18 protein-coding genes are annotated in these 21,461 nt (G+C 51.7%); 5 read left to right on the forward strand and 13 right to left on the reverse strand.

The features are described from left to right. The first annotated feature begins 42 nt into the window (after positions 1 to 42). Positions 43 to 1,305 carry a hypothetical protein gene (locus tag NSQ73_RS16270; RefSeq protein WP_336100210.1) on the forward strand — a complete coding sequence of 421 codons (1,263 nt, stop codon included), beginning with the start codon at positions 43 to 45 and terminating at the stop codon, positions 1,303 to 1,305. A 230-nt stretch (positions 1,306 to 1,535) separates the two neighbouring features. On the opposite strand, the gene NSQ73_RS16275 is transcribed toward NSQ73_RS16270, so the two are convergent. The 8 genes from NSQ73_RS16275 to NSQ73_RS16310 form a co-directional block, all read right to left on the reverse strand. Continuing rightward, entirely contained in the window at positions 1,536 to 2,894 is a 1,359-nt protein-coding gene (locus NSQ73_RS16275; RefSeq protein WP_340987285.1) for a glycoside hydrolase family 64 protein, read from the reverse strand. Positions 2,895 to 3,237: 343 nt separating this feature from the next. Next, entirely contained in the window at positions 3,238 to 3,750 is a 513-nt protein-coding gene (msrA, locus tag NSQ73_RS16280) for a peptide-methionine (S)-S-oxide reductase MsrA (RefSeq protein ID WP_340987286.1), read from the reverse strand. Between the two features lie 95 nt (positions 3,751 to 3,845). Further along, entirely contained in the window at positions 3,846 to 4,280 is a 435-nt protein-coding gene (locus tag NSQ73_RS16285) for a GNAT family N-acetyltransferase (RefSeq protein ID WP_340987287.1), read from the reverse strand. A 22-nt stretch (positions 4,281 to 4,302) separates the two neighbouring features. Further along, a complete protein-coding gene (locus NSQ73_RS16290) occupies positions 4,303 to 4,884 on the reverse strand; it encodes a TetR/AcrR family transcriptional regulator (RefSeq protein ID WP_340786396.1) in 582 nt (193 codons plus the stop codon). A gap of 170 nt (positions 4,885 to 5,054) precedes the next feature. Next, positions 5,055 to 6,080, reverse strand: a complete 1,026-nt coding sequence (locus tag NSQ73_RS16295) for a Gfo/Idh/MocA family protein (protein ID WP_340987288.1) — start codon at positions 6,078 to 6,080, stop codon at positions 5,055 to 5,057. Between the two features lie 39 nt (positions 6,081 to 6,119). Further along, positions 6,120 to 7,208, reverse strand: coding sequence for a Gfo/Idh/MocA family protein (locus NSQ73_RS16300; RefSeq protein WP_340987290.1), 1,089 nt, complete (start codon positions 7,206 to 7,208; stop codon positions 6,120 to 6,122). Beyond that, the gene (locus NSQ73_RS16305; RefSeq protein ID WP_340987291.1) at positions 7,205 to 7,981 is read right to left on the reverse strand and encodes a sugar phosphate isomerase/epimerase family protein; all 777 of its coding nucleotides are present in this window, start codon (positions 7,979 to 7,981) and stop codon (positions 7,205 to 7,207) included. The genes NSQ73_RS16300 and NSQ73_RS16305 overlap by 4 nt, the downstream gene beginning before the upstream one ends. Positions 7,982 to 8,051: 70 nt before the next feature. Further along, positions 8,052 to 9,215: a Gfo/Idh/MocA family protein gene (locus NSQ73_RS16310; RefSeq protein ID WP_340987292.1), complete on the reverse strand. Its 1,164-nt coding sequence runs from the start codon at positions 9,213 to 9,215 to the stop codon at positions 8,052 to 8,054. A gap of 159 nt (positions 9,216 to 9,374) precedes the next feature. Here NSQ73_RS16310 and NSQ73_RS16315 point away from each other — a divergent pair, with 159 nt between their 5' ends. Beyond that, on the forward strand, positions 9,375 to 10,208 hold the full coding sequence (locus NSQ73_RS16315) for a helix-turn-helix domain-containing protein (RefSeq protein WP_340987293.1): 834 nt from the start codon (positions 9,375 to 9,377) through the stop codon (positions 10,206 to 10,208). Between the two features lie 428 nt (positions 10,209 to 10,636). Here the strand turns inward: NSQ73_RS16315 and uxaC are convergent, their stop codons facing one another. Then, complete coding sequence (gene uxaC, locus NSQ73_RS16320; protein ID WP_340987294.1) at positions 10,637 to 12,046, reverse strand: glucuronate isomerase; 1,410 nt, start codon at positions 12,044 to 12,046, stop codon at positions 10,637 to 10,639. Positions 12,047 to 12,256: 210 nt separating this feature from the next. Here uxaC and NSQ73_RS16325 point away from each other — a divergent pair, with 210 nt between their 5' ends. Together NSQ73_RS16325 and NSQ73_RS16330 are read left to right on the forward strand one after the other, a co-directional pair. After that, positions 12,257 to 12,934 (forward strand): GntR family transcriptional regulator, encoded by a 678-nt coding sequence (locus tag NSQ73_RS16325; RefSeq protein ID WP_039292670.1) that lies wholly within the window; start codon positions 12,257 to 12,259, stop codon positions 12,932 to 12,934. A 138-nt stretch (positions 12,935 to 13,072) separates the two neighbouring features. Next, positions 13,073 to 13,927 carry an SDR family oxidoreductase gene (locus NSQ73_RS16330; protein WP_340987295.1) on the forward strand — a complete coding sequence of 285 codons (855 nt, stop codon included), beginning with the start codon at positions 13,073 to 13,075 and terminating at the stop codon, positions 13,925 to 13,927. A gap of 28 nt (positions 13,928 to 13,955) precedes the next feature. On the opposite strand, the gene NSQ73_RS16335 is transcribed toward NSQ73_RS16330, so the two are convergent. Beyond that, a complete protein-coding gene (locus NSQ73_RS16335; RefSeq protein WP_340987296.1) occupies positions 13,956 to 15,044 on the reverse strand; it encodes a YeiH family protein in 1,089 nt (362 codons plus the stop codon). Positions 15,045 to 15,241: 197 nt separating this feature from the next. Here NSQ73_RS16335 and NSQ73_RS16340 point away from each other — a divergent pair, with 197 nt between their 5' ends. Next, on the forward strand, positions 15,242 to 16,117 hold the full coding sequence (locus NSQ73_RS16340; RefSeq protein WP_340987298.1) for a LysR family transcriptional regulator: 876 nt from the start codon (positions 15,242 to 15,244) through the stop codon (positions 16,115 to 16,117). 109 nt (positions 16,118 to 16,226) lie between these two features. On the opposite strand, the gene NSQ73_RS16345 is transcribed toward NSQ73_RS16340, so the two are convergent. From NSQ73_RS16345 to NSQ73_RS16355, 3 genes are read right to left on the reverse strand one after another with little or no spacing between them, the layout of a single operon-like run. Further along, on the reverse strand, positions 16,227 to 18,020 hold the full coding sequence (locus tag NSQ73_RS16345) for a glycoside hydrolase family 36 protein (protein ID WP_340987299.1): 1,794 nt from the start codon (positions 18,018 to 18,020) through the stop codon (positions 16,227 to 16,229). 42 nt (positions 18,021 to 18,062) lie between these two features. Continuing rightward, positions 18,063 to 19,781, reverse strand: a complete 1,719-nt coding sequence (locus NSQ73_RS16350) for a cache domain-containing sensor histidine kinase (protein WP_340987300.1) — start codon at positions 19,779 to 19,781, stop codon at positions 18,063 to 18,065. A gap of 1 nt (position 19,782) precedes the next feature. After that, positions 19,783 to 21,348: a response regulator gene (locus NSQ73_RS16355; protein WP_340987301.1), complete on the reverse strand. Its 1,566-nt coding sequence runs from the start codon at positions 21,346 to 21,348 to the stop codon at positions 19,783 to 19,785. Between the last annotated feature and the right edge of the window lie 113 nt (positions 21,349 to 21,461).

The raw sequence follows: 21,461 nt of genomic DNA on the forward strand, positions 1-21,461 counted from the left end.
TCTGTACAATATGGATACTATGGTACCTGGAGGATAAGCGGCATGGACAATCACTATATTGCAGATCGTATCAAAGCTTATAAGGCAGACCCGGAGTCTGTTTACAACACTTGGTTTCTGAATAATAGCGAGCGGTTAAAGGCATTCCGTACAATCAAAAACGGACTGACAGACGTCATCCGCAGCATTGAAGCCCGGACATTCGGCAATGATTATAAGGGTTCATCCTTGGAGTTTGTAATGTCCGCCATTTGTGAGCAGAAACAGATTTTTGAAGGAGCGGCTCATGCCTTCTACTGGAAACCTAAATTGCGTATTCCGGATATTTATGAGAATGATGTCCATCAGCTCGCTTTTGGACGCTTTCTGAAGGCAGTGCAGCAAGCCAGCCAGGAGAAGCAAATTCTGGAGGAGATTTATAAACTCGACAATATGCATATCAAAGGGCTTGGCCCTGCCGTAGCCAATATTATATATTTTCTTCATCCCACCCTGTTCCCGCCGTTCAATACCGCAATTGTAAAAGGCTATAACGAACTTCTGGGCCAGAAAATCAAGCTGGGTTCATGGACTGCATATCTGGAAATGCGTGAAGGCCTGCTCCAAATGAATAATGAACAACGTTCCCTGCTGTCCAATGATTTAGGTGCTATTGGAGGGTTTGTGTTTGAAATTGGCACCGGCCGTCTCATTGTAAGCGGTAATGCAGAGCGAATTCTGGAATCTGAGGCAGTCAAGCAGGAGAAAACCCGGTTAAAACGTCATACAGAGTTCATGAATGATATCCGTGAAGATAATACACATAGCGAAATGCAATATCATCTGGCAAGATTAGGCCGCTCGCTCGGGTATAAGGTATGGATCGCCCAGAATGATCACCGGAGACAATGGAACAGCGCAACGCTTGGCGAACTTTCACTGGCCACATTGCCTCCGCTTCAGGTATCCAAAGCAGCCTTTGACACTATATCCTTCATTGATGTGCTTTGGCTTGATGATGAGAACAGAATGATTGCTGCCTTTGAAGTGGAGAAAAGCACTTCTATCTATTCGGGCATCCTTAGACTGTACGATTTAGCCTTATCACTGAATGAACCGGAATGCAGTTTATACCTTATTTCTCCTGACAGCCGGGAAAAAGAAATTCAGGCCCAGTTGCTGCGTCCTTCCTTACAGCAGAACAACGCCGGGCACATATCTTATATTTTATTCTCGGATCTGCAGTGTGAATGTGACGCCATGTGCAAATACGGCCGTTCACATGAGGTATTAGAGGGAATATCCAGAAAGCCGGTAAGAAGTTAATACCGGCGGAATCACACGATAATCACGCCGTGAACCAACAAGGCGCTATAGGGAATGAAAAAAATTCTTACCAGCACAGCGATTGGAACAACAGTCCGTTCGCGGAGCGTCCACTCCAGAGCCCACGTTAATCTTACTCAAAAAAGGAGGCGTCCCAGAAGCCATTGCATGGCTCTTGGGACAGCCTCTTTGTCCGATCGTGGGCTTACTCAAACATCAAACCGGATTACCTACCAGGCCACGCGGATAATCAGGCCTTTGGGATCGCCGACTTCGAGATAGGCCGCCTGGCCATTGACATCATCATAAGGGAAGCCGTAGGCCAACCCGCTAATGCTGTGATCATGCCAGAACTTCGCATAGTAATTGGCTGGAGCTGCTTTGTAATAGTCCGCGACATTGTTCCAGTTGCTTGAGGTGTAGACATGGCGGTTAATGGCAGCGCTGGTGGCAGCATCAATGAGCGAGCCATCGTTGCGGAGAATATCCTGGGTGCTGTAGCTGGAATAACCTGCGAAATAATTGCTGTTGGCCCCGCCGGCTTTAAACGATCCATGGACAGGAGCGATAATCCGGTAAGGTGCCTGATCGGTAGCAAGTGATTTGAAGGCAGATGGCACTTCATTCTGGTATTTGCTGAAGATTCCGGCCCGTGTCTCCGATTCCAGCTCACCTACGGTCTTATCATAGCCTCCAGACAAGCCAACCAGCCGGTGCTGGATCGGGAAACCGAAGGCATCTACGCGCGTCGTGTTGCCGTGATAGCCTGTAGCATCCACCGTGAATTCAACGAAGTCGAAATAGAGATTACGGTTAGGGTCGGTTGGATTATCAATATCCGGTCCGGCAAAGCCGTCATCATAAGTCTTGATGTACAGCGGCGTGCCTACGCTGAGGAACATGCGGCCGGAGGTGATTTTGGGCATCGTTACCCAGGAAGCCTGACTTACGGTATGGTAGATATTCGCGTAATTCACGCCGTTTTTGGTCAGATGGCCGGAGGCATCATTCAGCGCATTAGAGATTGGCAGCAGATTGCCGCTCAGATCCAGATAACTCCATTTGCCGTTGGCCGGATTGATGCCGATCACACCCCAATATATCTGGTTGTCAGGATAGGCCCCGCCCGTGCCGTTCATGACCTTCACCGACACGGAACCTCCCGGCGGGGTGGGAATGGAAGAGGCGGCTATGGAATAGATCGAAGCAGAGGAACCCCCAGGCGGGGTAGTCGGCGCCGTTCCGGTGGTATACGTAAACCAGCCGGTATCATATGCCGGTGTTCCATTGTTGTACGTGAAGAAATAGGTGAGAACGGTTCCGCTGGCAACGCCTGTGACCACCTGCTCATATCGGGCTTTGCTGCTGTTGTAGGTTGTACGGTAATTCAGCTGCGTTCCGGAATTGACCTTGTAATGTACATCCACCCAACTGGTGCTTACTGTAGATTTGAACCAGATCGTCGCTGTAGTTCCCGACAAATCTACTCCCTGTGTATAATCAGCGGCGGCAGCTTTGGAACCAAAGAAAGGCAGGCAAGAGAGCAGAAGCACGAACGCAAGCATGGACATTAGCCATTTTTTAGGCATCGTAATATTCCTCCTTAATTATATTGGCATTGCTGTAATCATTACCTTTGGCAACCGGAAGCTACAGACAGATCATTCAGCATTTCAGAAAGCCTCCACCCTCCTCCATTCCCCGGATCAAAGCCAGAATCATGTATAATTGTATGCGTTTACAAATATGATTATAGTAGGGCAAATCTTCATTTAGTAGGCTCGGAATTTCGGATTTAGGTTCCCATTTTTTGGTTTTATGACTTAATTTCTTCCGTTTCACCTCTAGAGCGCTGCAAAAATAGCAAAAAGCCCTCAATCCCCAGATGCCAGGTGATTAAAGGCTTTTCTAACCTTATTTCATTTTCCGCTTTTACCAGTGCTGCGAAATAAAGGTATCCCGTCCGGATTGCTCACGGTCCTCTTTATAATGCTTCGGATTCTTCTTGTGATAGTCCTGATGATAGTCCTCAGCCGGATAGAAATGGGGTGCAGGCAGAATCTCCGTCACCACAGGAGGCTCAAATCTGCCGCTGGCCGCCACTTGCTCCCGGGAAGCCAAAGCCGCCAGCCGCTGCTCTTCATTATAGTAGAATACCGCTGTCCGGTACTGCGTTCCGCGATCCTGAAACTGTCCGCCGTCATCCGTCGGATCAATCTGCGGCCAGAACAGCTCCAGCAGTCTCTCGTAGGGGAAAAGTGCCGGATCAAACGTAATCTGAACCACCTCATAGTGACCGGTTGTCCCTGTCTTGACCTGTTCGTATGTAGGATTCTCTACCGTGCCTCCGGCGTACCCCGATACAATTCCGTGAATTCCGGGAAGCTCTTCAAACGGTGTAACCATGCACCAGAAGCAGCCTCCGGCAAACATTGCCTGTTCCATAAGCTTAATCCCTCTCCCTGTCTCTCATCTGCAATTCATATATTAACACATGTACTGAAGATAAGGCCTGCTGGTCATAAAGTCAATTTGAGAGATTAGACCTGCAAGCTTTTAACCATAATGACGTGGGGGATTCCATCTTCCATAAAGACAGGCGAGGAAGTCTCATAGCCCAGCTTCTGATAAAAGCCTTCGGCCTGCTTCTGGCCATGCAGCTTGGCTTGCCGGAGTCCTTGCTCTGCAGCCATTGCCTCCAGTGTGCCGATAATTACGGACCCTAGCCCGCTTCGGCGGTACGGGGCCAGCAGACAGATCCGCTCCAGCTTGGCCCATCCGTCCACAACCCGCAATCTGGCTGTTCCTACTGGAGCCTCCTCCGCCTCATGAAACACCAATATATGCTCTGCCTGACTCTCATAATGATCAAATTCATCAGCCATCGGTACGCCCTGCTCCTCCACAAACACTTCACGTCTGATCCGGAATGCCTCTTGTAATCCTGCTTCATTCGTAACCTTGTCTACACGCATATTATCCTGCCTCCCTTTCCGGTTAAGATTGCTTAATGCCCGCCCAGAAAATCCCCCAGATATCCTCCAGGCGCTGTTCAAATTCCTCTTGCTTGTAAAAAAACATCTGCATGGCGATCCCGTCAAGCAAACAGTAATAAGCCGAGAGCAGACTGTCTGCCCGCTGCTGCCGTATGATCCCCGTGTTCATGCCTTCCTCAAAAATCGCCCGGTACAATACAGCGGAACGCTGCTCCATCCCCGCAATCTGCGCCTCCAGCAAGTCCTGGAAGAAAGGAGGCGGAAATTGCACGGCCATTTTATAGAATGCGGTCAATACCGGGTGCTCCACTTTGTAATAATAGTTCTTATACATAATCTCACGCAGCTTCATCTCTATAGGTGTATCCCTGAGGCCCTTATACAGCTGTTCAAGAAATTCATAGTAATGCCGGGCCATTTCGCCGAAGGCGGCCATGAACAAATCTTCTTTTTTGGGAAAATAGGTGGCAATGGATTGCTTCTTAATCCCTACCGCCTGGGCTATACCGGCCAATGATGCTCCTTCAAAGCCCTTCTCGGCAAATTGTGCACATGCAGCCTGCAGAATCGCGTTAGCAGTCATCTCTTCAGCCTCCCTGACGATCGTCAGGTAATTATCGCATGCAGATTATAATTTGTCAATCTTGCAGGTAACACCCCTGTATGATTGTTGCAGCACGCCAAAAAAGGATCACAGCACGTGATCCTTTCTCTCTGGCTATCAAGAATGTATTATCTCACTCATGTTCAGTACTACACATACTGTCCTGCCAACAGACCCGTTCGGCTCGCCGAGGACTTGTAGATTCCATCGATCAGCTCCAGCGCCTTAATGCCCTCTGCTGCGTCAATCCAGAACTTACGGCCGTCACGGATGTGGGCATAGAAATCATGAATTAACCGCGAATGTCCGGTCCCCCAATACGATTTACCTCCGGTGCTGCCGGTTGCCGGTTCGCTGAGCAGCGTCTCTTGCCCGTCCTTCAACAGATACAGGCAATCCCTACGCTGCAGCAGCGTTCCCTGCTCGAAGACCAGCTCCAGTTCAACGGGAGAATTCACCCCATAAGCATTGGTTCCGTAAAAGAGTCCGCGCACCTTATTCTTAAAGCTGATGCAGGCATGTGCACTATCCTCCACCTCAATAACATCATTCAGCACATCAGTGGTGACACTGCCCTTCACGGAAGAGATTTCACCGCCGAACCATTGCAGCAGATCCAGAGTATGAATAGTCTGGTTGATGAGCACACCTCCGCCTTCAGTAGCCCAGCGCCCTCTCCAGCTGCTATTCTTGTAATAATCTTCACTCCGGGTCCAGGTAACCACCCCCTTCATACAAATGAGGGCCCCCAGTTCGCCGGAATCTATCATCGTCCTGATCCGGACCGAAGGGTCATTGTAACGGTTCTGGAAGACTACACCGAGCTGCCCCTCCGCTTGATCCGCTGCTGCCTGCATTAACCGGGCTGAAGGTACATCCAACGCCATCGGCTTCTCGGTTAATACATGTTTGCCGGCCTTCAGCAGTTCCACCGCCATCCCGGCATGCAGATGATGGGGCGTGCACAAATGGACAATTCCGATATCTGCCCGCTCCAGAAGCTCCCTGTAATCCGTCAAGGCCTCGCATCCATAATCCTGTGCGGATTGCGCTGCCTGAACAGGATCACTGTCCACTACAGCCAGCAGCCGCGCATCATCTATAGAAGCAATTGCTCTGGCATGCAGCGGAGCAATTGCACCACAGCCGATAATCGCTGCTCCAATGGTGTTCATCGTTATACACCTTCCGTTCTTCTATTAGCTGTTATACAACTATTTAAGAGTATCCGGGGTCAGATTGAGCGCTTGCCGCTGCGCCTCCAGGCATAGTTCGGCCGCCTTGAAGGCATGCTCCTGGGTCATGGCATTTTCTGTACGCTGCAGGCAGTCCATGATCAGCTCACCGAAGAACGGAAATCCGATTTTACCTGCTACATGCTCATAATGCTCTCCTTCACGGTCCACATAGTAGACATGGTCAGGGGTGCTGGAGCGGCCAATATCGCTGTATTTACGCAGCTCGATATACCCTTCGGTGCCCATAATGATCGTCCGTCCATCGCCCCAGGTCCCTAATCCTTCCGGAGTGAACCAGTCCACGCGGAAATATTGGGTTGCCCCGTTATCGCCCACCAGCGTTGCATCACCGAAATCCTCCAGCTCCGGGTATGCCGGATTGTTATAGTTCGCTACCTTGCTGTGCAATATCTTGGCATCGCGGCAGCCGGCATAGAAGAGGAACTGTTCAATCTGATGGCTGCCAATATCGCAGAGAATGCCGCCGTATTTATCACGCTGGAAGAACCAGTCCGGCCGGCTCGGAGCATTTAACCGGTGAGGCCCCATTCCAATTACCTGAAGTACACGCCCGATCGCACCCTGTTGCACAAGCTGACCTGCATACACAGCACTCTCCACATGCAGTCTCTCACTGAAATAAGTCATGTATTTCTGCTTCGTCTGTTCCGCCTGAGTCCGTGCTGCCGCCAGCTGATCGAGTGAGGTGAACGGTGTTTTGTCCGTGAAATAATCCTTGCAGTGTGCCATGACGCGCAGACCCAGCGGCCCCCGCTCCGAAGGAACCGCGGCCGCTGCTACGAGCCGGACTTCAGGATCTTCGAGAATCTCTTCAGCCGAGCGTGCGGCCCGGACGCCGGGATAGGTGTTCTGGAACACTTTTACCTTCTCCGGGTCAGGATCGTATACCCATTTCAGCTGTGCTCCTGCTTCCACAAGCCCGTTGCACATCCCGTAAATATGCCCATGATCCAGCGCCAGTGCGGCAATTACGAATTCACCCGGCCCCACCACAGGCTTGGCCTCATGCACAGGGGCATACATCATCCCATCCTTGCGGCTCATGCCTCAACCTCCAGCTTAGCGTGCAGATAGTTCAGACTAATCTCCAGGCTCTCAAACGGATCACGCTGGCACACATCCTGCTCCACGATATGCCATTCCACACCTGTCTTGCGGCAGGCTTCAATAATCGCTCCGTAATTCATGTTCCCCTGGCCGATTTCGGCAAAAATTGGTTTGCGCGACAGAACCGTCATATCTTTGAAATGCACGGCCTGCATTCTGCCCTTCACTTTATGAATCCACTCTACAGGATCGCCGCCACCAGCCTGAACCCAGTACAGATCGAGCTCAAAGCCGAACACCTCCGGATCACTTTCCTGCAGCAGAATTTCCATACCAGTCATACCTTCGAAACGTTCAAATTCAAAATCATGATTATGATAGACAAATTGCAGACCATACTGCTCCTTCAGCGTACGCGCGATTCCGGAAGCCAACTTGGCAAAGGTGCGGTAACCTTCCTGGCTGGTCTGATACTCTGCCGGCAGTCCGCCAAGGCCGATGTACTTGCAGTTCCACAGCTTATGTTCAGCTGCGAGCGCATCCAGATCATTCACCAGCCGGTTCCAGGGGACATGCGTTGCACATATTTTCAAGCCGTATTCATCCGCATACTCCTTCACCAGCTTAGGGTCCATCGGGCCAATCCCCGAGATCTGCACGGCCTGGTAGCCAATTTCACTCACCTTCCGCAGACTTTCTCTTAACCCCTCCGGGGTCTGGGTAAATTCACGTAAGGTATACATTTGTGCGGCAATCGTTGAACGTTCCATCTCATTTATCCACTCCCAGATTAGTTTGAATTGGTTAGATGATGCTATACGTGCAGGTTAAAGAGCGATGCTAGTGGGTTCCCGATACATCCAGGGCTTTCTGGCTGACGGGTGCCTTTTGAAAAGTAGAGTTCTGCACCTGCACCATCAGCTTCTCGTGGAACAGGTCGCTGTCGATCGGCAGGTCCACCCAGTTGTCAGTCCACGCTGACAGGTACATCGCATTGGAAAGAGTCAATCCGTGAATCCCCTCTTCACCAGGCGCCAGGAGCGGCTCGTCATGAAGAATGGCATTGGTGAAATTACGCATAATGCCTTTATGCTGATCTCCATCACCAGGTGCAACCGGAATCTCGCATTTCCAGCACTCGGGTGCTCCGAATCCTCCGGTAAATTCAGCATTGAATTGCGGCTCCGGTGTGCGCAGGCGGAAGAACGTCAGCTTGCCGTCTTCGATTACGATTTTACCGTTGTCGCCTGTGATCTCGAACCGGTTCGTTCCCGGTGCCTCCCCTGTAGTGGTGATGAACAGCCCCGTTGCGCCATTCTCATATTCCACATAGGCAGTCACATCATCCTCAACTTCAATATTGCGGTACTTCCCGAAGTGGCAAAAAGCCCGTACCCGCTTCGGCATCATTCCGGTCGTCCACTGCCAGAGATCCAGCTGATGCGGGTCCTGGTTAAGCAGCACACCGCCGCCTTCTCCGCCCCAGGTCGCCCGCCAGCCGCCGGAGTCATAGTAACTCTGAGAGCGGTACCAATTCGTGATAATCCAGTTCGTACGCCGGATCTCTCCAAGCTCTCCTGACTTGATCAGCTCTCTCAGCTTCTGGTAGAGCGGGTTGGTCCGCTGGTTGTACATAATGCCGAACTTGCGGTCAGACTTCGCAGCAGCGTCGTTCATCTCCTGAACAGCTTTGGTATACACACCTGCGGGCTTCTCTATCAGAACATGCAGCCCGTAACCCAGTGCCTCAATCGCCAGCGGCGGATGATCATAATGCGGTGTAGCAATCAGCACGGCATCGATGGTCCCCGACTTGAACAATTCTTCCGGTGACAGGAACCGCTGTACGCTATCCGGCAAATGCTCTTCAGCCCAGTCCAGCCTTTCCGGGCTGGTGTCACATACGGCTGCCAGCTCTGCTCCCTTAATATCATTCAGCAGGCTCTGCGCATGCGCTCGTCCCATATTGCCCACTCCGATAATGCCAAATCGTACCTTTTCCATCTCCCAATCACTTCCTATTACAGTTTATGATATGAGGATAACCTTAATCGCCTCCGGTGAACATGACTGTAATTAAGGTGTTTTTGTATATAAATAAGATGTATTAGATAAATGAAAGCGGTATAATGAATTTATGAGCGTTGTAAAGGAGCTAACCCTATGAATATGTATGCCAGCGGAAATCTGACCGGACGCCTGCTGCAGAATCTGACCGTTACCGTTACGCATGCCCAGTTGACCAGCAGATATCCCGGATGGAATAGGACGAACGAGACCCCTTCCTTCAACCGGCTGTACTATATTGATTCCGGCGAAGGCAAGGTGATTATCAACGGCGTGGCCTATTATCCCAAGCCCGGACAATTAATGATCATGCCGGCCGGCTCTACCCAGACCACGGACACCTCGCCGAATGATCCCTACACACGCTACTATTGTCACTTTGATGCGCAGATCGGGGAATGGCCGCTGTTTCATTCTGCCAATAAGCTCTATATCAGCGATGTGCCGGATCCGGATGCGGTAAGGGCGATTTTCACGGAAATGATTGATTTGTTTCAGGATACCGGCTTTCTGGCGACTCTGCGCACTCAGGCTTCACTGCTCACGCTATTGGCACTGTGTCTGGAATCGGGAGGCTACAGCAATTTCCTGGATGACCTGACACATACCAGCGATCAGGGGAAGCTGGCGAATGTGCTGACTTACATTGACCAGCGTCTGATGCGGCCGCTTGATGTGGAAGAACTGGCGGAGCTCGTCCATCTGCATCCGAACTATTTCATTCCCTACTTCAAGAAATTCATCGGCGTCCCTCCGATGCAGTACGTTCAGCAGAAACGGATGGAGCTCGCCAAAAGACAGCTCTCCTACACCGACTTCAGCATCTCCAATATCGCCGAGCAGGTCGGCATGGAGCTTGCCCATTTCTCCAAGGTGTTCAAGAAGACTACTGGTGTTTCTCCTTCTGCTTACCGGAGCAGTACGAAGTAGGGGGGATTTGTTAGTTGGAGTATGATTTACGCTATCCTTGCATTCAAAATCCAACTTGATTTCATAATAGTTGTAGATTGTGCAGTTAAAAACTGCGAAAAAGGCTGCCCATATCTTATAACTGTATTCTGTACAACTAAATTTGCCCGGAACGGTGATAACCAGCTACAACCGATAATTTAATTGTACGAAATACAACTAAACGGATGATCGGTTGTAAATCAGGCGATTTAGTTGTACAAAGTGCAATTAAAAATTGCGGGACCTATGAGGACATAACTTAATCTGGTCACTGCAACCACGCAGCAAGCGAATTATCAAATTGGTTATCACGAGTTTAAGTCACCATAACATGTGCGCACAATAAAAAAGGGACAATCCCAAGCCATATGATGGCTGATAGGACTGTTCCTTTTTGTAGCTACATACTATTTTATCCCGAAATACGCATCGGCATTGTTGTAACAGATGTTCTCAATCGTCTGTCCCACAAAAGCATAATCACGCGGCAGATCGCCCTCTTCAATCCATGTGCCGAACAGGTTGCATAGAATCCGGCGGAAGTATTCATGACGCGTGAAGGAGAGGAAGCTTCTGGAGTCGGTCAGCATGCCGACGAATGGACTGATCAGGCCGATGCTGGAGAGCGCCTTCAATTGCTGCAGCATGCCTTCCTTCTGATCATGGAACCACCAGCCTGAGCCCATCTGCACTTTGCCTTTGATCCCCGAGCCCTGGAAATTACCGATCGAAGTTGCAATCATCTCGTACTGTGACGGATTCAGCGTATACACAATGGTCTTCGGAAGCTGTCCGCTAGCGTCCAGATCATTCAGCAAGGCGTTCAGGCTGCGGGCCATATTGAAGTCCAGAATGGAATCGAACCCGCTGTCCTTGCCGAGCGCATCGAACATCCGTGAGTTGTTATTACGGAGCGCCCCGATGTGCAGCTGCATGCTCCAGCCCCGCTCGTGATACAGCCGGCCTAATTTGAGCAGTGTGTAGCTCTGGAACTTCTGTTCCTCCTGGGCGCTGATCTCTTCGCCTTTGAAGGCACGGGCAAATATGTAAGCTGCTTCATGTTCGGTTGAATGTGCGTGCGGAAGCTCACCGAAGGCCTGATCGGACAGACGGCAGCCATGCTTGTGGAAATAATCGATCCGCGAAGTCACAGCCTTCATGAATTCGGAATAACAGTGAACTTCCAGTCCGCTGGCTTCACTGAGCGTGGCAACATAGCCGGCAAAACCTTCATCGCGGATATTCAGCACCCGGTCCGGTCTGAAGGTTGGAGCAACCACGGTCTCCAGTGCACTGTCATTCTTAATAAGGATATGATGCTCCAGGGAATCAACCGGATCATCCGTTGTGCAGACGACGTCAACATTCTGCTTCTTAAGGATGCCCTGTGTAGTCATGCCGTCTCCTTGCAGCTGTTCATTACAGCGGTCCCAGACGCTCTCTGCATTATCGGCCGAGAGCAGCTCATCGATGCCGAAATAGCGCTTCAGCTCCAGATGTGTCCAATGGTACAGCGGATTGCCCAGCATCTCGGGCACTGAACGCGCCCAGACCATAAATTTGTCTTTGTCCGGAGCGTTCCCGGTAATCAGCTGTTCATCGATGCCGAGCCAGCGCAGCGCACGCCACTTGTAATGGTCCCCCGATAACGCCAGATCGGCGATATTGCGGAACTTGCGGTTGCTGCTGATCTCCTGAGGATTCAGATGACTGTGGAAATCGTAGATCGGCATTTTTTGGGCATAGTCATGGTACAGGGTTTGCGCACTTTTGTTGAGGAGCAGCCAATCTTCATGAATAAAAGGTGAGGTACTCAATGTGTTCTCCAGCCTTTCGTCATACCGTATTTTAGAAGATAAGAATGTATAAGCTACTCGCAATATAACGTTCTTATCTTTTCCGCAGAAGCGGAAATTTGTCCTGCTAAGGACGGTATTAGCCGTTTCTGCCTGTTTGCACTACCATACTACCATACTTGTATGGTAGTATGGTAGTGCTTCTGAACAACTTAACAGGAGGGCTACGCGATGGAATACATTATCGGTACACAAGCGGTTTCCACACGGGACATCGTGTATCGTTCTTTGAAGAATCAGATTTTGCTGTTGGAGCTCCCTCCCGGCACCAGCATCTCGGAGAAAGAAATTTCACTTAAATTCAATGTTAGCCGCACTCCCGTCAGAGAGAGCTTCGTCCGACTGGCCCAAGAGGGCCTGCTCGATGTCTATCCTCAGCGCGGAACGGTTGTCTCTCTTATTGATTCCGGCCTCGTCGAAGAAGCCCGCTTCATGCGCGAGCATCTGGAGCGGGCGGTTATGCGCGAGGCCTGCAGCTCTTTTCAGGCCAAACATCTTATAGATCTTAAGGCGAATCTGGATAAACAGAGACTCTGCATTGAAGATCAGGACTATAAGGAAATGTTCATGCTGGATGAAGAATTTCATCATCTGATCTTTACAGGCTGCAGCAAGAAGAATACCTGGGAAGTAGTCCAGCAGATCAAGGTCCATCTGAACCGCAGCCGGATGCTTAAGCTTACGGCAGATCATAATTGGGAGCATCTGTATCAGCAGCATTATTGCCTCTATGAAGCGATTCAGACACATGATGTTTCGCAGGGTGATCATATGATGCAGGAGCATATGGCATTAACCATTGCCGATCAGGAGATGCTGATGGAGAAATACCCGCAGTACTACAAGTAGAAACGGCTTTGCCGTCCATTTAACAAGGAATCCGGGGAACTGAATAGAAGCCCCGCCCGGCGGGTAATGATGCCCGATAGTAAACAGACTTAGTCCTTACTTAGGATCATACTTACATTAGAGAAGGGTTGGATACCTATGTCTGAGTTGGCATTACAGCCTCAACTGGCAGGCAAAATCACCGTGATTACCGGAGGAGCCGGCGCACTTTGCAGCGTGATGGCCCTGGAATTAGCCCGTCAAGGCGCCAAGGTCGCCATTCTGAACCGCACTGCGGACAAAGGCGCCGCTCTGGCCGCGCAGATAACTGCAGCCGGCGGCCAAGCACTTTCCCTGGCCTGTGATGTTATGGATTCCAGCAATGTGCAACAGGCAGCCGATGAACTTCTGAAGCACTGGGGGCCTTGTGATTTATTAATTAACGGAGCCGGCGGTAATCAGCCTTCGGCAATTACGACCCATGAGACCTTCGCGGACGGAGACCTGGAGAATCCGGATATCGTCTCCTTCTTCGATCTGTCTGTAAGCGGGTTCCGCAATGTCCTTGAATTAAATATGACCGGAACGTTAATTCCGACCCAGATCTTCGCCAAGCAGATGCTCGGGCGCACCGGAACATCAGTCATCAACATTTCCTCTATGAGTGCCGCTTCGCCGATGACCAAAGTTCCGGCATACAGTGCTGCCAAGGCAGGAATTAACAACTTCACGCAATGGCTGGCCGTCCATCTGGCAGATGCGGGAATACGGGTTAACGCTATAGCCCCGGGCTTCTTCGTAACCGCTCAGAATGAACAGCTGCTTGTGGACAGTAATGGAGAGCTGACAGAACGTTCCCGCAAAATCATCTCCCAAACCCCGATGCGCCGTTTCGGTACGCCCAAGGATCTGCTCGGCACCCTGCTCTGGCTGGCAGATGAGCAAATGTCGGGGTTCGTCACCGGAATCACCGTGCCTGTGGACGGCGGATTCATGGCTTATTCCGGGGTTTGAGCGGGATCTATTCAGCGGTTCCATTGAATTAAGATAATCCCAACCAATGTACAAGTCCAAATCCAAGCAGCGACATGAATAACGAACCTATAAATCCGGCGATTACCGGCTTACGCCCCATGCTGCTAAAGGTCTTGAGATCAATGCCGAGTCCAAGTCCCGCCATCGCCATGGCCAGCAGCAGATAGGCAAGTGTGATCATGTCTGACGCAAGCGGCTGAGGGATAACTCCAAGCGTATTGATGCCGCTCATCAACAGGAAGCCTGCAATAAACCAGGGAACCGGGAGCTTCTTGCGCTCCCGGTTTCCTTCCGTTTCGGCGGCATATCCTTCTGCTCCATTGGATAGTTTCATGCGGTGGTGTAGCTTCCGCTCCCTGCGGCCTTCTATCAGGCCCAGAATCAGAGCGACCGGAACCAGCATTGCTACCCGCGTCAGCTTCACCAGTACTGCCAGATCGGAGCCTTGCTGCCCGGCAGGTACGGCTGCAGCGATGACATGTGCCACCTCATGCAGGGTTGCTCCTGCGAAGATTCCGTACCCCGAAGCACTTAAGCCCATGTATGGATATAGAATCGTATATACAAGTGTAAAAACAGTTCCCAGAATCGCCACTGTTGCCGCTCCTACTGCCGTCTCGTTGTCTGTCGCTTTGATCTGCGGGGCAATGGCAGCTACTGCTGCCGCGCCGCAGATGGCTGTTCCGCACGCGGTCAGCAGCCCCAGTCTTCTGTCCATCTTCAGCCAACGCGCCAAACCATACACAGTGAACAGCGTGAACACCAGGTTAATAGCTGCAATCCCGGCCACCTTTGGACCCGCCTGTACGATATCCCCCAGATTCAGTCTCATCCCCAGCAGAATGATTCCTGCTCTGAGCAGTCTTTTGCCCGAGAACCGTACGCCTGCCATGGCCTGCTCCGGAACACCGGCTACTGCTCTGAGGCCAATCCCCAGCAGAATGGCCAGCACCAGCTGGCCCATAATGCCGAGGACCGGCAGCATGGCTAAATATTTCGCCGCAACCGCCAGAGTGAGTGTAACAACAATCCCGCCGGCAAAGTAGACATATCTATGATTACTCCGCTGCAATCTGTAACTTCCGCTTCCATTCATCCGTCCCGCGCCCCATTCACTACTTCGTTATAACAACGCTTTTATAGCTTTACTATATAAGCATGTTTACGGAATGTGAAATACAGGTTTGCTATTTCAATCATTACAAATACTTATGTTTAGGCGAATTCACTATGTTAAAATAGAAAAAAACCGTAATTACAGCTACATCCATCTTCAATAAATGAGGGATTATTATGATTACTGATGGGCTCCGCGTTTTCGTTACCGTAGTAGAGCAGCAGCATTTCTCTAAGGCGGGCGAGCTGCTCAACCTCTCCCAGCCCGGGGTCAGCCTGCATATCCGCAATCTGGAGAACGAATTCGCAGTGAAGCTGCTGCACCGTTCCCCCAAGCAAGTGCGTCTTACTGAAGCCGGAGCCATTCTCTACAAGCATGCGAAACAGATGCTCATGCATTATGAAGAGGCCGGCCGGCAGATCCGGCTGCTGCAGGATGAAGTGACCGGCACCCTGCAGATCGGAGCCAGCTTCACGATTGGGGAATATGTGCTCCCGGCCCGCCTGGCCGATTTCGCCCGGCAATATCCGCTGGTCAGTCTCCAGGTCACCATAGGCAATACGGAAGAGATTATTGCTGCGGTCCGGTCTAACCGGCTGGATATCGGCTTCATCGAAGGTGAAACGTCGGGCTCTGATCTGTCCATCATCCCGTATATGAAGGACGAGATGATTCTGGTCGCGCCTTCCGCTCACCCGCTAAGCAGTGAACTCGCTGTAGAGGATCAGATGCTGCATAATGAAGTCTGGGTGCTGCGGGAACCGGGTTCCGGCACCCGGGCTTTCAGCGACCGTTTTTTGCAGGAATCAGGTATTCAGGCCAAACGCTCCTATGTATTCAACAGCAGCCAGGGTGTCAAGGAAGCGGTCAGCGCCGGACTTGGACTGTCCCTGCTGTCCAGATGGATTGTACGCAAAGAGCTGGCCAGCGGCGAATTAAGTGAACTAAGAATCAGGCATACACTGACTGAACGGGATTTCCGGATCATCCGGCAGAAGCATGCTCCAGATACACTGGCTATGCGGGTCTTTATCGGGAAGCTGCTGGATTGATTTACTCTGCTCCCATTAATCAGCTGGCAGTAGCCAGACCAGAACAGCTTCAAGACGCCCGGCCCCCCACTGGAATATGTGTGGGGGACCAGGCGTCTTGTAAGATCAATTATTCAGCTATTCTGGCAGGCCGAATCATGATTACCCCTGCCGGCGGCACCTCTAGTGCATGCAATCCTTTATTCCACAGCAGCCTGTGATCCGCTACAACCGTTCCCCGGCAGTCGAGGATATTCACAAGAAGCAGACCCGGATCGCGGTCCATCTCCAGTACCAGGCGCGGGTTCAGCGTCCCGTTGATTACCAGAACCAGCCCGGGCAAATCCCCTGCTAAAGGGATTACTGTATCATGATAAGCGGCAAACACCCACTTCTGCGCGGTCCGGGCGATGACAAGCGGATACAGCAGCTCGGGACTCACCGGCTCCAATGTTCCGTCCAGCAATACATCCCGGTGCCCGCGCCAGAAGCTTAGCCAGAAGCCCAGCATAGCCTTATGCGGCTCCGGCAGAGTATCCAGCCGGACGGATATCTGCGGCACAGCGAACAGAATGTTAATGAACTGCAATGCCGCTGCCTCGACCGGTTCCTCCGGATTCCACATCAGCATATCGGCGTGTGCCGCGGTATCCCCGCAGATCAGCCGGATATCGATTGTATGCATCCGGTTCTGCAGGGCATCGTTCGGACAATCTGCTGCCCGGAACATATTGCCGTATTTGCGCATCAGCGGTCCGGTATAATTCTGGCGGAATTCGATCATAATATCCGGCTTCAGCTGCCGCAAGCGTGAGAGGATTCCGCTTAACAACAGATCGACGGCTTCCGGAACCGAGCCTGTATCCCTGCCGTTCGTTCCGTCATCGTGTTGACTGGCAGCCTGCCCTTCTACATAGAAGCTGTCTACAAAGTCGAGCTTGAAGCCGTCCAGATCCCAATCCAGCAGTGCCTGCTCATATAAGGAAATTAAGTATTCCCGTACTTCCGGATAACGGGGATCGGCCACGCCTGCTCCGAAGCTCTCACTATAGTAGAGTAACTTATCCTTGAAGCGCAGCCAGGCTTCACTATGCTTGCCGATGAACGGCACCGCATACCACAGCAGGTATTTCATGCCAAGGTCATGGACACGGGCTACATGAGCCTGCATATCCGCGATTTTGTCCGGGCTGGCCTTCCAGTCTCCGCAATATGCATACCCCCGGGCTTCATCTGACGTCTGCCAGCCGTCATCCACAATTACCGCGCCGCAGCCCAGTTCAGCTGCGAGTCTGCACTCCAGCTCTACGGTCTCCGGCTTCAGCTGCTGATGGAAGCTGTACCAGGTGGAATACACCGGCTCCCTTGCGGTATCAGGAACCGGGGACGGCTCGCTCCCTTTCAAGCCTGCCCACCATTTCCCCGCTGCGCCCAGTGCTTCATAGTAAAGAACGCTGCGGGAATCCAGCTGCAGGATGAGCTCATAATGTGTTATGGGAGAGACATCGCCTGCGAACAGCGTTACTGCACATTGAAAGCTGGACGTTTCTTCATTCAGCCCCGCACGCAGCTCCAGCGGATTCAAGACGTCTGAGCAGGCAAAGGTCAGAACATTGTTCCCCCTGCTGCCATACAGGCTGACAACCGGTGCAGAGAAAGTGGATCTGGACAGGAACCCCTCCCGCCAGTCGGGAACCAGTCCCCTGTTTCGTTCCGCTGCCGGATGCCACATTCCTTGAATATCAATGGCCTGGCAGCTCCAGCGAAGGGTTAGCTTGGGGGGAGCTGCCGGAACGAGAGCACTGAGCGTCAGGATGGCGTAGGCAATGCCATCTACTCCATGCTCCACATGAAGCTGAGATTGAAAGTCCGGACTGCTTCCTTCAAGAAGGATCTCGTAATCTCCTGTGTGAATGGTCTTCAATACGGTCCAAACTCCTTTGTAGCCGATTGACTGCTTATACGGTTATAACCGGCAGGGAATCGAAATCTGCACACAGGTGCCGATTCCGGAACGGCTGGCGATCAGCACTCCGTATTCACTGCCGCCATGCAGCTTAATCCGGGAATCTACATTACGGATGCCGTAGCCGATCCGGGTCCCCTCAGGGGCCAGAATCTGCCGGATGGTATCCGCATTCATGCCTACCCCATTGTCTATAATCTTGAATATGATGCTGTCCTCCCTCTTCTCCGCCACCAGCCGGATTCCGATGGTGCTGCCGAACCAGGCATGCTCCAGCACATTCTCAATCATCGGCTGCAGAATCAGCTTCACCGTCGCATACTCCAGCACCCCGGGGTCAATATCGTAATATACTGACATCCGTTCCCCGTATTTGATGCCCTGAATGGCAATATAAGCTTTGGCATGCTCAATTTCATTGCCCACGGTTGTGATAATTCCGCCCCGGTTCAAAGACAAACGGTAGAACTTGGCCAGCTCCTGAACAAGGGTGTGCAGCTTCTGAATATCTCCGAACTGGGCCAGACGATTGATCGAGGAGAGTGTATTGTAGAGGAAATGCGGATTGATCTGCGCCTGCAGCGATTCCAGCTCCGCTTCTTTTTTCTGAAGATTGGCGACATAATTCTTGTGAATCAGCTCTTCGATATTGCTGCCCATCCGGTTGAAGGCTACGGCAATCTGTGCCAGTTCGTCATTGCCCTTATACTTAATTCTCTTGTGAAAGTCTCCATCGTGAAAAGCGTTCAGTGATCCGACGATCTTCTGAATCCGCCGGGAGAAATAGCTGGATACTCCGATGCCGAGACAGGCCAGAACCAGAGCGCTGGCCAGACAGACCAGCAGTGTCATTCTCCGCACTTCGTTTGCACTCTCATCGAACTGGCTGTTCGGAATATAGGCCTGCAGCACCCAGCCGATGCCTTCCAGCGGCTCACTCAGTTGCAGCAGGTTGCCGGCGGATTGCAGGCTGGCGGCTTCCGCACCCTCCGGTGAAGACTCCAGCACCACCCTGCCGCTCCCGTCAGTCACCATAAGAGTGGCATACTCGCCGATCTTGCGGTAATCCACCGAATCCAGCAGATCCCGCATCTGCACCGTTACCCGGATCAGACCGATGCTCCGCTGCTTCTGGATATCATCCATCCGCTGGATCAGCGAGATATTACCGTTCTCTTCATCGCGCAGGATCTGACGCCATTGACCGGCACCCGTTTTAGCTTCCGGCGCCACGAGGTCATGATACCAGTCTTCTCCCCGGATTCTCTGCAGATGAAAGATCTCATACCGCTTGGTCGAGAGCAGCGGATTGGGTCCAATCTCGCTGTAGTATAGTTCAGGAATAGAATCATTCTCCAGGTACAGGGATAACCCGACATTGCTTGCCGTGTAATTAAGCAGATTCTCAAGCGTAGGCATGAGAGTCTTAGTCATCGTCTCATAGCTGTACCAGCCTTGCTCATAACGCCGCAGTGCACTTTGCAGATTGAAGTTGTAATAGAGAGTGCTGGAGATACGTTCAATATTATCCGTACGGTAGGTGATGTTATCCCGCATTTGCTGCAGTGTGCCTTGGATGTTCTCGCGCGTCTTCTGTTTGAGCGAGTTCACGGAATGACTGTAAGCAAACAAGCCCACTGTACCCACAGCTAGCAGCAGGCAGACCACATAAGGGAGAATCAGCTTGTATCCGTAAGGCATACTCCATCTGCGCCGCATATTACAGATGTCTCCTGTAATCGCCCGGGCTGACACCGTAATAATCCTTGAATTGCTTGCTGAAATGGGACAGATTCTTATAGCCGACCCGCTGGGCAGCTTCATAAACCTTAAGCTTCGGGTCACCAAGCAGCAGCTTCACCCGTTCCAGCCGTCTTAAGGAGACATAGTCGGAGAAATAGATTCCCTTCTCTTCGTAAAAAATCTGCCCCAGATGATTAGGCGAGAAGGAGAAATGATTGGCAGCATCCCGCAGCATCACGTTGTGCTCCAGACGTTCCTCTATATAAGCTTCAATCTCCTGCACGAGCTTGCGTTTCTTGCCCTGCCGTTTGCGCTGCAAATGCTCCGACAGCTCGAACATACGGCGGCGCAGCCAGGATTTCATATCCTGGGTAGTCTCGAAATGATAGAGAATGCTCAGATGCTTCCGGTCCAGTCCGAGCACCTCGTAGAAGTCCTCATTAATCGTATGCAAATAGGCATCGAGCTTCGACACCACATGCAGAAACAGCTGATAGATCTCCAGCTTGGTCTCCATATGACCTACCCACACGAACAGCTCCTCATTACAATCGTCGATAGCAACCAGCCGGTAAGAGGACATGGCCTGAAACAAGGCCTGGAGAATATCATCAAGATCCTTGGCTTCAGCCGTAACCGGCCCTCTGGCATCCGTGTGCAGGATCAGCTTGCCTTTGCCCAGGAACAGCTTCAATCCAAGGGCTTCCTTGGCCCGCTGGAAGGAGTAATGCAGCTCCTTCAGACTGTTCACCAGCGGTCCGGCTCCTATGGTCACTGTCAGCGGAGTTCCGCTGACCGCATGATGAATGAATTCCCTTAGCCGTCCATGGTCTACACGTTCTTCAAGGATTAGAGCAAAATGGAACTGATCCAGTCTGCAGACCTGAATCCGTTCCATCGCACAGAACTGTTCAACCGACAGGCTCAGCTGCCGCTCTATTTCCGCTTGGGCCCCCTCACTATAGCCGTTCAGCTTCCAGGCCAGGTCATCCGGTTCCAGCAGAGCGGTGTACAGGCGGGATCTTTGCCAAGCAATCCCCATGCGCTGAAGCAGCGGCAATACCCGGTCCTCCTCCGGTGTTCCATCGAGAAGCTGCATGAACAGCTCACGCTTCAGCAGGGGTTCCGACTCCGAGAAATAATGCTCCAGATGGCTATGCGCCCGTTCCTTGTTCAGGGCCTCCTTCACATCAATCAACGTCCGCCGCATATCCTCATCGTCCACAGGCTTCAGAACATAACCGCAGGCACTCATGGAAATAGCCTGCTTGGCATACTGGAAATCCTCATAGCCGCTGACAAAAACTATCTTCAGCTTCGGATTCAGCTCAAGTGCTCTGCGGGCAAGCTCCATCCCGGTCATAATCGGCATCTTGATATCCGTGACGACAATATCCACCTGCTGCGCTTCCAGCACTTCAAGTGCCTCGAAGCCGCTGCTTGCGGCTGCACACACTTCCATGTCCATGTCTTCCCAGTTCATGAAGTATTGCAGACCCTTCAGATCCAGCAGCTCATCGTCAACCAGCAGCACCTTATACATTCCATTCCCTCCTTCGGACCCGCTTGCTGCCAAGGCGCAAGAGCGGAGGTTATCCCCATAAGGCGGAAGGCAGCCCCTTCCCAAATAATGGGGTATACTTGGCTTCAGTATAC

The sequence above is a fragment of the Paenibacillus sp. FSL R10-2736 genome, assembly GCF_038000245.1.
Classification (GTDB): Bacteria; Bacillota; Bacilli; order Paenibacillales; family Paenibacillaceae; genus Paenibacillus_AQ; species Paenibacillus_AQ phytohabitans.